The sequence below is a fragment of the Corallococcus sp. AB049A genome (assembly GCF_003668885.1).
GTDB classification, from domain to species: domain Bacteria; phylum Myxococcota; class Myxococcia; order Myxococcales; family Myxococcaceae; genus Corallococcus; species Corallococcus interemptor.
The window spans coordinates 1-6,922 of the sequence record NZ_RAWL01000435.1 but is presented as its reverse complement, the minus strand read 5'-3'; the positions used below and the strand labels follow the sequence as shown (position 1 = coordinate 6,922).

General features: G+C 68.3%; 8 protein-coding genes. 6 read left to right on the top strand and 2 right to left on the bottom strand.

Features of this window, described 5'->3' with window-relative positions:
- Window positions 1-397: 397 nt before the first annotated feature.
- The 6 genes from D7X55_RS32650 (at window position 398) to D7X55_RS32625 (ending at window position 5,658) form a co-directional block, all read left to right on the top strand.
- A complete protein-coding gene (locus D7X55_RS32650; protein ID WP_121725104.1) occupies window positions 398-1,270 on the top strand; it encodes an alpha/beta fold hydrolase in 873 nt (290 codons plus the stop codon).
- A 122-nt stretch (window positions 1,271-1,392) separates the two neighbouring features.
- A complete protein-coding gene (locus D7X55_RS32645; RefSeq protein ID WP_120546069.1) occupies window positions 1,393-2,868 on the top strand; it encodes a DUF2252 domain-containing protein in 1,476 nt (491 codons plus the stop codon).
- Window positions 2,869-2,931: 63 nt separating this feature from the next.
- Window positions 2,932-4,236, top strand: a complete 1,305-nt coding sequence (locus D7X55_RS32640; protein ID WP_121725103.1) for an AHH domain-containing protein — start codon at window positions 2,932-2,934, stop codon at window positions 4,234-4,236.
- 3 nt (window positions 4,237-4,239) lie between these two features.
- Window positions 4,240-4,830 carry an imm11 family protein gene (locus tag D7X55_RS32635; RefSeq protein WP_199747262.1) on the top strand — a complete coding sequence of 197 codons (591 nt, stop codon included), beginning with the start codon at window positions 4,240-4,242 and terminating at the stop codon, window positions 4,828-4,830.
- 50 nt (window positions 4,831-4,880) lie between these two features.
- Window positions 4,881-5,231: a DUF2019 domain-containing protein gene (locus D7X55_RS32630; RefSeq protein ID WP_121725102.1), complete on the top strand. Its 351-nt coding sequence runs from the start codon at window positions 4,881-4,883 to the stop codon at window positions 5,229-5,231.
- Between the two features lie 25 nt (window positions 5,232-5,256).
- Window positions 5,257-5,658, top strand: coding sequence for a DUF2019 domain-containing protein (locus D7X55_RS32625; RefSeq protein WP_121725101.1), 402 nt, complete (start codon window positions 5,257-5,259; stop codon window positions 5,656-5,658).
- 6 nt (window positions 5,659-5,664) lie between these two features.
- On the opposite strand, the gene D7X55_RS32620 is transcribed toward D7X55_RS32625, so the two are convergent.
- On the bottom strand, window positions 5,665-6,561 hold the full coding sequence (locus D7X55_RS32620; protein ID WP_121725100.1) for a MerR family transcriptional regulator: 897 nt from the start codon (window positions 6,559-6,561) through the stop codon (window positions 5,665-5,667).
- On the bottom strand, window positions 6,558-6,920 hold the full coding sequence (locus D7X55_RS32615; protein WP_147470289.1) for a cobalamin-dependent protein: 363 nt from the start codon (window positions 6,918-6,920) through the stop codon (window positions 6,558-6,560). Before D7X55_RS32615 ends, D7X55_RS32620 begins: the two co-directional genes overlap by 4 nt.
- Between the last annotated feature and the right edge of the window lie 2 nt (window positions 6,921-6,922).

Below are 6,922 nucleotides of genomic sequence, written 5' to 3'. Positions count from 1 at the left end.
GCCAAGGGGCCACCGTCCGCCCAGGGGACAGGGCGTGCCGATGGAGCAGCCCCTTGCAGCGCACACCTGCTCGCCAGCCAGCACGCCTCCACGCAGAGAACTGGTGCCGAAGATGTTTAAAGGGGTGGAGCTGAGAGCTGCACTGCCACGGTCCATAGTAGATGACGGTCCGGAACTGGCCCCCGCCTGGCACATTCACCTGGGGCCCTACCCATTTGCGGACGGGCTGGGTCGCGGAGACAGGGAATGGCGTTTCGGAGCATGCGGTCAGGATCAGCGCTCCTGCGAGGGCTGCAAGTTTGCGCTGCATGAAGCGGAACTCTACCCAGAGGACGAAGCAGATGCCCGCGTCATGTCCGGCTGGACTCCATCCCTGGCGTTTCGCAGGCTTGCGCCCATGACGCTTGTCCTGACGGAACCGGAGCGCAGTGGCCACCTGGAGCGGGAGCACGGGCGGCGGGTGGGTTGGACGGAGTGGGGCGCGCCCGACGGCGTGCCGGTCCTCTTCTGCACCGGAGCTGCGACGAGCAGCTCGCTGGGCTTTGGCGCGGAGGCGGTGCGCGAGCTGGGCGTGCGGCTGCTCTGCGTGGACCGTGCGGGGCTGGGCCTGTCCCAGCCGGATCCGCTCAAGGACTTCTCCCGCTGGACGGCGGACGTCGCGGCGGTGCTGGAGTCCTTGCGCCTGTCGCGGCCCGCCGTGGTGGGCTTCTCCCAGGGCGCTCCGTTCGCGGTGGCCCTGGCGGGGGCAGGACGGGTGTCCGCGATGGCGCTCGTGGCGGGCCAGGACGAGCTCGCCCACCCCGCGACCCGGGCCCTGCTCCCTCCGGAGGTCGCGGGCATGGTCAGCGCCATTGAGGCGGACCGCGCGGGCTTCGAGGCCGGCTTCGCGGCGCGCGCGGACGCGGACGGCATGTGGGCGCTCGTCGACGGCATGAGCGGCCCGGAGGACCGCGCCCGCTACCGGGAGCCCGCCTTCGCGTCCGCGTATCGCCAGGCGCTGCGCGAGGGCTTCGCGCAAGGCGCCAGCGGCTACGCGCGCGACCTCACCCTGGCCATGGGCCGGTGGCCCGTGCCGCCCGAAGCCATCCCCGTGCCCGTGCGGCTCTGGTACGGCGGGAAGGACACCAGTCCGGTGCACTCGCCGGATGGAGGCGCGCTGCTCGCGACGCGCTTTCCCCGCGCGGTCCGCCACTTCCTGCCGGACGAGGGCGGCTCGCTGCTGTGGACGCGCGCACGGGACATCCTGCGGGACCTGCTGGCCGCCGCCTGAAGCGCGCCCACGGGTGAACACTGCATCCGGCCAGGGTTCCAGGGGCAGGGGAGTTTCCAGCCCTGGACGCTTCCCGTTTCCAGGGGGCGGCCTCACCTTTGAGGCGAGGAGTCACACACCCCATGGATGCGGACGGTACTTCCGAGCTGGGAGCCGCGAAGGTTCCCCTCGTATCCAACCAGAAACAGCAGCGCACGCGGCGCACGCCCCGGAAGCTGAAGCCCTCGAGGCTGCAGGCCGTGGACTTCCGCTCCGTGGAGGAGCGCATGGAGGCGGGCCGCGCGTTTCGCAAGCGCTGTCCCCGAAGCAGCCACGCGAAGTGGAAGGCCTTCCGGGGGAGGGATCCGCTCGCGCAGCTGAAGGAGTCCGACGCCACGCGGCTGCCGTGGCTGGTGCCCGTGCGACATGAGCGCATGTCGGAGTCTCCGTTCGCCTTCCTGCGCGGCACGCCCTTCGTCATGGCGCGCGACCTGGCCCACACGCCGCACAGCGGCCTGCGCAGCCAGATTTGCGGCGACGCGCACCTGGCCAACTTCGGCCTCTTCGGCACGCCCGAGCGCAACCTCGTCTTCGACCTCAACGACTTCGACGAGACGCTGCCCGGCCCCTTCGAATGGGACGTGAAGCGCCTGGCCGCGAGCTTCGTCGTGGCCGCGAAGCAGAACGGCCTGGGCGCCCGCTGCGGCAGGAAGGCCGCGCGCAAGGCCGTGGAGTCCTACCGGCTCACCATGCACGAGCTGACCACCCGGAGCCTGCTGGAGGTCTGGTCGCTGCACGTGGACGCGAAGGAGCTGAAGAACTCCGACTCCGACGACACGGCGAAGCTCGCCGCGGAGGCGGTGGAGAAGGCGAAGCGCCACACCAGCGCGCACGCGGTGGAGAAGCTCACCGTGGAGCGAAACGGACAGCGGCACCTGGCCTACCAGCCGCCCCTGCTCTTCCCCTTGAGCGCGGTGAAGATGGACGTGTCCCCGGCGGAGCTGGAGCGGCGCATCAAGCGGCTCACGGTGGGCTACCTGGAGTCGCTGGACGGCGCGGTGAGGGATTTGTGCCTGCGCTACCAGCGCAAGGAGTGGGGCTTCAAGGTCGTGGGCGTGGGCAGCGTGGGGCTGCAGGCCTACGTCGTGCTGTGCGAGGGCAACGGCGGGGAGGATCCGCTGGTGTTGCAGCTCAAGGAGGCCAAGGCGTCCGTGCTGGAGCCCTACCTGGGCCCCAGCGAGTTCCACAGCGCGGGAGAGCGCGTGGTGGTGGGCCAGCGGCGCATGCAGGCCTTCTCCGACCTGTTCCTCGGCTGGACGGAGGTGGAGGGCATGGGTGCCTTCTACGTGCGCCAGCTGCGTGACATGAAGGGCTCACTGGACGCGGAGAAGATGGAGGCGCCGGTGTTCCAGGACTACGCGGACGCCTGCGGCGCCACCCTGGCCCGAGCCCACGCGCGCACCGGAGACGCCGCGCTCATCGCGGGATACCTGGGCACCAAGGACCACTTCGACGAAGCCGTCACCGAGTTCGCCTGTGCCTATTCGGATCAGGTGGAGTCGGACTACGGGCACTTCATCGACGCGCAGGCGAAGGCCCTGGAGGCGCTGACGCACTGAGGAGCCGTTGAAGTCACCGTCCCCCAAGGTCAGGATGCCGCGCCTCCTGCTCTTGAGGGTGTCATGAAGCTGGCCGGAGCTGTCTCGCTGTTGCTGCTGCTCGCGACGGGGTGCGCGACCCGTCGCGTCGTCCACATCGATACCGGGAGCGGGCAGCGGGTCGTCCACGAGCCGGTGGAGGCGGCCCCGGTCCAGGTGGACGAGGACGCGTTCGCTTCCGCCCTCACGCGGCTCATCCTGGACATGCGCATGGACGTCGCATTCCGGGAGACGGAAGCGGCGGATGCGCGAGGATGGGTGCGCTCCAGGACGCTGCTCGCCTCCTCGGAGGGGCTGGCGGATTCGGGTTCACGGAGTTCGCCCGAGTCCCTGTACGCGCGCCTCTGCCCCGAGGCGGAGGACTGCCTGTCCCTGGTGGGCGGGACGGGGCTGCCGTTCTCACGCAAGGACCGGACGCTCATGGCCTTGTCCTTCGCGCTCGACGGCGTCTGGGAGAGCGTCGAGGCGGAGTTAGGCAAGCTGCTGAACCCGGCGGCGCTCAAGGCCCTGGTGACGTCCGCCGCGCTGAGCGTGCTTCTCACGATGACGCTGCCCGAGCCCGTCACCAAGGCCATCGCCGTGGCGCTGACAGCCGCCCTGGTGGCCTACCTGGGCATCGTGCCGGTCTGGGAGATGGGGCGGGGATTCGTGCGGCTCTGGGACGATGCAGGGACGGCGACGAGCGTCATCGAATTGCAGGACATCGGCCACCGCTTCGGAAAGGTGCTCGGCACGAATGGCACGCGCGTCCTGGTGCTGCTCGTCACGGCGTCGCTGGGCGGAAGGAACGCGATGGCGGCCCAGGGCCCCAAGCTCCCGGGCTTCCCCCAGGCCGCGCTCCGGGGACAAGCCGAAGCAGGGTTTCAGCTTGGGACCGCGCTGAATGGGGGTGTGACGTCCATCGCGCTGCCTGCTGCTGGCGTGCTCAACGTCGCGCTCGCGCCAGGCGCCGTCGCAGCGCTTGCGATGTACCAGCAGGGAAGAATCCCGGGTGACGCGGAGGGCCCCGTTCATCACATCTGCACCAACAAGAACTCGGTCTCCGCTGTGTCTGGAGGGCCTTGGACGCCGCTATGCGAGGAAATCTTCTCCCGTGCTGGGCTGTCCTTGGACGATGTTGCCAACAAGGTCCGTCTGGGTGGACATCAGGGGCCGCATCCGAGCAAGTACCACGAGGCTGTTCTGCGAAGGCTGAATGACGCGCTGGGAAAATGCAGGAGCAAAGACGTCTGCCGCGGGCGATTGCTCGAGGAACTTGCGAAGATCGCGAATGACCTGCTGACGCCGGGTTCCGAGCTTCGACTCCTCATCGCGCCAGGAAAGGGTTAGCGGATGACCGACGAGAATTTCTACGACATAGGGATTGCGGACGTTCCTCAGTGGGCCCTGGAGCTGCCTGCTCCGGCATCTGGAGGTGAACTCGACGACCCCTGGATGTTCGGGGACGGAAGGCTCCTGCCAGATCCAGGGCCGCTCAAGAGCAGGCCCTTCCATGAAGGGCCGCGGCGCTCCTTCTCGGTGGCGAATTCGGGAAGAACCCCCATCGCAGATGAGCGGGCCGCAAATGTCTTTCGAAGATTGGCGCCCGACGACATCCAGGTATTCCCCATCAAAATTGAAGGGGAAAACAGAGACTTCTACATCATCAACGCAACCAGATGTTTCAGCTGTGTTGATGAAAAGAACTCCAGGGAAGTTCAAATCTACCCTTCAGATGGAGTTGCACCCGAGAGAGCCGGAACGTACCGCGCGATTTACGGCCTGCGTATCAACCCTGCCAGGACAGAAGGCGCCCGGATCTTTCGCATCCAACGATATACCTCCGCGCTCATCGTATCGGCCGAGTTGAAGCGTGCGCTGGAGGAAGTCGGGAACCTGGGAGTGAATTTCGAGCGCGTGACGGGGCCTCAGGGCACACCGTGAATGAGCGTTCCACGGGCCAGAAAGCTGCAGTGCCTCCAAGAACCCTGGCGATGACGCTGGAGGGCCTGGTCAGGGAGTTTGCAGAAAATGTCGCGGCACAGACGGACGCGATCTTACAGGTGGGCGCGGATCCTGAGGACAAGCATGGCGACCGATACCTCTCGGCTTTCGATGAACTCCGCGCCCGAGGTAACGAGGGAAGAGAGGCGCTACGCGTCCTCTTGAAACACCCCAGGATGGACGTGAGGGCCACGGCGGTCGCCTTCCTGCTCCGTTACCGCACCGCAGAAGCGCGAGCGGTGCTGGAGGAGGCGGCAAGAGGTGAAGGGCTGGTTGCCTTTGGCGCCCAACTGACGTTGAAAGGCTGGGACGAAGGCGACTGGGACCTGGGTCCGGAATAGCGAAGTCTCCCATGAGACCTTTCTATTGACGGTCGAAGCGCTCGGCTTGAGCATGAAGACACGTGACCTTAAGGTGTTAGGGACAGAGGCGTTGATTGCGTGCTTTCGCGAGGTTTCAGCCAGACATGGGCGCCTACTGAATGCGCTCGATACCCGGGCTGCAAACAAGGACTACCTTCTCGCGGCAGCCGTCAGGAAAGAACTGCGTACCCGCGGGGCTGAGGCGGAGGCGGCCTTGCTGGATTTGCTCTCCGCCCCCGAGGAAGGGACGAGGTATTGGGCGGCGACAGCTGCCTTGCGGTTCGCCCCCAGCGAGGCAGAGGCAGCGCTTGCATCGTGGTCTACGCCTGTGTCGAGCCTGGTGGGGCTCAGTGCCGCCATGACCCTGCGCGCCTGGAAGGACGGCACCCTTCCCCTGGAAGAGTAGAACCGCTCAGCCCGCCATCCGCGTCCAGTCGTCCTCGTGGGCGAAGAGCCTCACGGCCAGTCGCTCGCAGACGTCCGCGTGTGCCTGCGCGGCGGGGCCTCCCACCCAGACGGGCATCCCCTTGGGCAGCGCATCCCGGATGCGCGTGAGGACGTCCTCGAACACCGTGGCGCCCCGGTTCGTCACCGCCGACAGGCCCACCACGTCTGGCTTTGCCCGGGCCACCATCTCGCCCAGACCTTCCGCCGGCACGCGCTGCCCCAACAGCGTCACTCGCACGCCCGAGTGGCGCAGCCGCAGCGCCGCGCCCAGCAGGCCAATCTCGTGCTCCTCCTCCGGGAAACACGCCAGCACCGCGTGCCTGCGCCCTCCCCGGGGCGCGCCGTGCAGCAGGCTCACCAGCCGCTCGCGCACCACCTGCGTCACCAGGTGCTCCTGCGCGACCGTCAACGTCCCCGCGTGCCAGCGCTCCCCCACCTCGCGCTGCACCGGCACCAGCACGTCCTCGAAGGCCTTCAGCGGCGGCAGCGCCGCCAGCACCTCGTCCAGGACCCTCGCGACCCGGGGCTGATCATAGGCCTCCGCCGCGGCCATCACCGCCGCGCGCCAAGCCTCCGGCTGCGACCCCGTCTGCTCCTCGGCGCCCTGGGGGACCGGGGGTGGCGCCGCGTCCATCTCCGCTCGCAGCTGGGGCAGCAGCTTCGCCGCCTCGCTGATGGACACGCCTTCGTCCGTCAGCGCCTTGAGCCGCTTGAGCAGGGCCACGTCGCGGTCGGTGTAGACGCGGTAGCCCGCGGGCGTGCGCTCCGGCGCGAGCACCCCGTAACGGCGCTCCCAGGCCCGGATGAGCTCCACGCGGACGCCTGACAGCTCCGCGGCGATGTGGATGCGATAGTGCTTCATGGTCGGTTCTGCGCGTTTCGCGCCTGCTGCCAGACGGCGATGAGCTCCTCCGCGGACTCCGCGTACTGCGCGCCCAGGGTGAACAGCGTCTTCAGGTGCTCCCGCGCTCCGGGCCCGCCTACCACCACCGGCGCCGGCGCGCACGCGTGCATCGCACCGGACAACACCGCGACGAAGTCCTCCGCATCCCGGCGGCGGATGAACGACAGCGCCACCACGTCCGGGCGCACCTGCATGCACGCCCCCTGCAACGCCTCCGACGGCGTGTCCGCGCCCAGCAGCGTCACCCGCCACCCCCGCGCCTTGAGGTGCACGCCCAGCGCCAGGAGCCCACCCTCGTGGCTGTCTCTTACACACATCT